Below are 3,417 nucleotides of genomic sequence, written 5' to 3'. Positions count from 1 at the left end.
GGCGGCCTGCTGCTGCAGGAGCCGGACCGCTTCATCGGCGGCCCCGGCGAGGTCAGCTCCGGCTGGCAGCTCGTCGCCGGCGAGCCCGCCGACGCCGACACGATGCTCGACCTCGAGTTCGCGTGGAAGGCCTGCCGCGCCGTCAAGTCGAACGCGATCCTCCTCGCCAAGGGCGGCGCCTCCGTCGGCGTCGGCATGGGCCAGGTCAACCGCGTCGACTCCTGCCACCTCGCCGTCACCCGCGCCGGCGACCGCGCCCCCGGCTCCGTCGCCGCCTCCGACGCGTTCTTCCCGTTCGCCGACGGCCTCGAGGTGCTCCTCGCCGCCGGCGTGAAGGCCGTCGTCCAGCCCGGCGGCTCCGTCCGCGACGCCGAGGTCATCGACGCGGCCGCCCGCGCCGGCGTCACGATGTACACGACGGGGGAGCGGCACTTCTTCCACTGAGTGACGGGCGCGGAGCGCCCGCCACTCGGGTGCTTGTCTTCCCCGCCGCTCCTTGCGCGGCGGGGCGCGGTCGGCTCGGCGACGGGGTGCGTTCCGTAGAGCGGGTCGCGTCGCCGGTCGCGGGAATCGCTGGGCACGCGATTCCCGCTGAACCGGCTCTGCCTTGGCGTGTTCGTCTTCCCCGCCGCTCCCCGCGCGGCGGGGCGCGGTCGGCTTCGCGACACGGAGCGTTCCGCGGAGCGGGTAGCGTCGCCGACCGCGGGAATCGCTGGGCACGCGATTCCCGCTGAGTCGGCTCTGCCTTGCGGCGGGCGTCTTCCCGGCCGCTGCTCGCGCGGCGGGGCGCGGTCGGCTTCGCGATGTGAGGCGTTACAGGGAGCGGGGGCGTCGCGGGTCGCGGGAATCATTGGGCACGGGACGCCGCTGAAACCGCTCTACCCTGCGGCGGGCGGCTCTTAGGGGGCTGCTAGGGGATCGACAGGCGGGGCGCGGGCGGGGGCGCGTAGGGTCACCGGGTGCCTTCCGACTCGACGCCCGCGTCCACTCCCGACACCCCGACCGCCGCTTCCACGATCGCCCCGAACCGGGGCCGCGCGCCCGGGACGGGCCGCCGGATCCTCGTCGCGCTGCTCGCCGCCGCGGCGACCGCGCTCGTGGCGCACCTCGCCAACCTGCTGGCCTTCTTCATCGGCAACCAGCTGCAGCCCGGCTCCATCCCGCAGGTCAACGCCTACTTCCTGCTCTCGAGCGTGCTCGGCTTCGTGGTCGTCCTCGTCCTCGCCGTCGCGGGGGCGCTCGGACGCACCTGGAGCGCCGCCCTCGCGGGACTCGTCGCGGGCGTGGTCGGAGCCGTGTTCGGCACGCTCGTCCAAGCCAGCGCCACCGGCGAGGCCGTCACGGGCGCCGTCTGGGCCTCCATTTTCCAGACCTTCGCCGGACTCAACCTCCTCTTCCTGCTCGCGTTCACCGTCTCGGCGGCGAGCGTCGGCCGCACGCTGTGGAACCGCCTCCGCACCACGGGCGCTCCGGCCGCCGCCGTCACCGACCGCCGCATCGCGATCGTCCGGGCCCCGGCCGCCGACCTCTCGGCGGGCGAGCTCACCCACCTCGAGCGCGTCCCCGTCGACCAGCAGCGCGCCCAGCAGCAGTGGGAGGCGTACGTCGACCTGCTCGAGCGGGCCGGCTGGGAGACGGTCGAGGCCGCACCGGCGCCCGCCGTCTCTCCGCGGCGGGACTCCGCTCCGGACCGGGCGATCACGGCGTGGTCGCCGAAGACGACGACCGCGTCCTCGAGGAAGACGGAGTCGGCGAGTCCGGGCGCCGGTGCGGCCTCGACCGTCTCCCAGCCGGCCCGCTCGAGCAGGTCGACGTACGCCTCCCACTGCTGCTGGGCGCGCTGCTGGTCGACGGGGACGCGCTCGAGGTGGGTGAGCTCGCCCGCCGAGAGGTCGGCGGCCGGGGCCCGGACGATCGCGATGCGGCGGTCGGTGACGGCGGCGGCCGGAGCGCCCGTGGTGCGGAGGCGGTTCCACAGCGTGCGGCCGACGCTCGCCGCCGAGACGGTGAACGCGAGCAGGAAGACGAGGTTGAGTCCGGCGAAGGTCTGGAAAATGGAGGCCCAGACGGCGCCCGTGACGGCCTCGCCGGTGGCGCTGGCTTGGACGAGCGTGCCGAACACGGCTCCGACCACGCCCGCGACGAGTCCCGCGAGGGCGGCGCTCCAGGTGCGTCCGAGCGCCCCCGCGACGGCGAGGACGAGGACGACCACGAAGCCGAGCACGCTCGAGAGCAGGAAGTAGGCGTTGACCTGCGGGATGGAGCCGGGCTGCAGCTGGTTGCCGATGAAGAAGGCCAGCAGGTTGGCGAGGTGCGCCACGAGCGCGGTCGCCGCGGCGGCGAGCAGCGCGACGAGGATCCGGCGGCCCGTCCCGGGCGCGCGGCCCCGGTTCGGGGCGATCGTGGAAGCGGCGGTCGGGGTGTCGGGAGTGGACGCGGGCGTCGAGTCGGAAGGCACCCGGTGACCCTACGCGCCCCCGCCCGCGCCCCGCCTGTCGATCCCCTAGCAGCCCCCTAAGAGCCGCCCGCCGCAGGGTAGAGCGGTTTCAGCGGCGTCCCGTGCCCAATGATTCCCGCGACCCGCGACGCCCCCGCTCCCTGTAACGCCTCACATCGCGAAGCCGACCGCGCCCCGCCGCGCGAGCAGCGGCCGGGAAGACGCCCGCCGCAAGGCAGAGCCGACTCAGCGGGAATCGCGTGCCCAGCGATTCCCGCGGTCGGCGACGCTACCCGCTCCGCGGAACGCTCCGTGTCGCGAAGCCGACCGCGCCCCGCCGCGCGGGGAGCGGCGGGGAAGACGAACACGCCAAGGCAGAGCCGGTTCAGCGGGAATCGCGTGCCCAGCGATTCCCGCGACCGGCGACGCGACCCGCTCTACGGAACGCACCCCGTCGCCGAGCCGACCGCGCCCCGCCGCGCAAGGAGCGGCGGGGAAGACAAGCACCCGAGTGGCGGGCGCTCCGCGCCCGTCACTCAGTGGAAGAAGTGCCGCTCCCCCGTCGTGTACATCGTGACGCCGGCGCGGGCGGCCGCGTCGATGACCTCGGCGTCGCGGACGGAGCCGCCGGGCTGGACGACGGCCTTCACGCCGGCGGCGAGGAGCACCTCGAGGCCGTCGGCGAACGGGAAGAACGCGTCGGAGGCGGCGACGGAGCCGGGGGCGCGGTCGCCGGCGCGGGTGACGGCGAGGTGGCAGGAGTCGACGCGGTTGACCTGGCCCATGCCGACGCCGACGGAGGCGCCGCCCTTGGCGAGGAGGATCGCGTTCGACTTGACGGCGCGGCAGGCCTTCCACGCGAACTCGAGGTCGAGCATCGTGTCGGCGTCGGCGGGCTCGCCGGCGACGAGCTGCCAGCCGGAGCTGACCTCGCCGGGGCCGCCGATGAAGCGGTCCGGCTCCTGCAGCAGCAGGCCGCC

The 3,417-nt window shown here is 75.1% G+C and carries 1 protein-coding gene and 2 pseudogenes; 1 reads left to right on the top strand and 2 read right to left on the bottom strand.

Annotated elements, in window-relative coordinates; all coding sequences use genetic code 11:
- Positions 1 to 444: pseudogene (gene purH, locus C5C27_RS16990) on the top strand (bifunctional phosphoribosylaminoimidazolecarboxamide formyltransferase/IMP cyclohydrolase); the annotation flags it as partial.
- Positions 445 to 1,174: 730 nt separating this feature from the next.
- On the opposite strand, the gene C5C27_RS16980 reads toward purH (C5C27_RS16990), so the two are convergent.
- Together C5C27_RS16980 and purH (C5C27_RS16975) are read right to left on the bottom strand one after the other, a co-directional pair.
- Positions 1,175 to 2,458, bottom strand: a complete 1,284-nt coding sequence (locus C5C27_RS16980; RefSeq protein WP_104314990.1) for a hypothetical protein — start codon at positions 2,456 to 2,458, stop codon at positions 1,175 to 1,177.
- A 515-nt stretch (positions 2,459 to 2,973) separates the two neighbouring features.
- Positions 2,974 to 3,417, bottom strand: a pseudogene (gene purH, locus C5C27_RS16975) (bifunctional phosphoribosylaminoimidazolecarboxamide formyltransferase/IMP cyclohydrolase); the annotation flags it as partial.

Source organism: Rathayibacter sp. AY2B7 (genome assembly GCF_002931635.1).
Classification (GTDB): Bacteria; Actinomycetota; Actinomycetes; order Actinomycetales; family Microbacteriaceae; genus Rathayibacter.
Note: the sequence above shows the minus strand (reverse complement) of the source record. Positions and strands in the feature narration are given on the sequence as shown.